This is a genomic window from Cognatundibacterium luofuense (genome assembly GCF_018139685.1).
GTDB lineage: Bacteria > Pseudomonadota > Gammaproteobacteria > Burkholderiales > Burkholderiaceae_D > Undibacterium > Undibacterium luofuense.
Genome location: NZ_JAGSPN010000063.1, coordinates 1 through 635, shown reverse-complemented (window position 1 = coordinate 635; position 635 = coordinate 1). Strand labels below are relative to the sequence as shown.

Sequence of the window (635 nt, the reverse complement as noted above, 5' to 3'; positions counted from 1 at the left end):
GGAAGTGATACGCCAAATCATTGATGAGCTGGCCCGTTCGGATGACTGGAGTCAGAAAAATCTGAAAGCAACCGCTACCTTGTTATCGACTCAGGTCGGACTGGAGCCAGCAATCGTGGAGCTGGCCGCACAGCGCTTTGCGTATGGCGTCAAGCCTTTATCGGAAGCCGTGATTAAGGAGCAGCAGGCGATTGCAGACAGCTTTACCGAGCTGAAGCTGCTGCCTAAGCGCATCGTGGTACGCGACGCGGTGTATCAGCCTAAACAGTGAGTTTGCGATGCATGATCCTATTCCATTTCGCTTATCGCGCCGACGTCATTTGCAGACTGCGCTTGCACTGGCAGTCAGCGGCTGCGTTCTGCCACTCAGTACCGTGTACGCTGCTTCAGCGAATGCAAACGGTAATGTGAATGACAAGCCCGCTTTGCCTAAAGAGTTACGTATAGGTTTTCAAAAAAGCTCAGTCAATCTGAGCCTGCTCAGGCACCGGCAAGCGCTGGAGCAGCGTCTGAAAACAGTGCGTATTCAATGGTTTGAATTTACTGCAGGACCCCAGATGTTAGAGGCCTTGTCAGCTGGCAGTATCGATTTTGCCACGACAGGGGAACCTCCCCCGATTTTCGCGCAGGCTGCC

The 635-nt window shown here is 53.2% G+C and carries 2 pseudogenes; both read left to right on the top strand.

Annotated features, from left to right (window positions below):
- Positions 1 to 271 (top strand): annotated as a pseudogene (locus tag KDM89_RS19310) (sulfonate ABC transporter substrate-binding protein); the annotation flags it as partial.
- A gap of 7 nt (positions 272 to 278) precedes the next feature.
- Positions 279 to 635, top strand: a pseudogene (locus KDM89_RS19305) (aliphatic sulfonate ABC transporter substrate-binding protein); the annotation flags it as partial.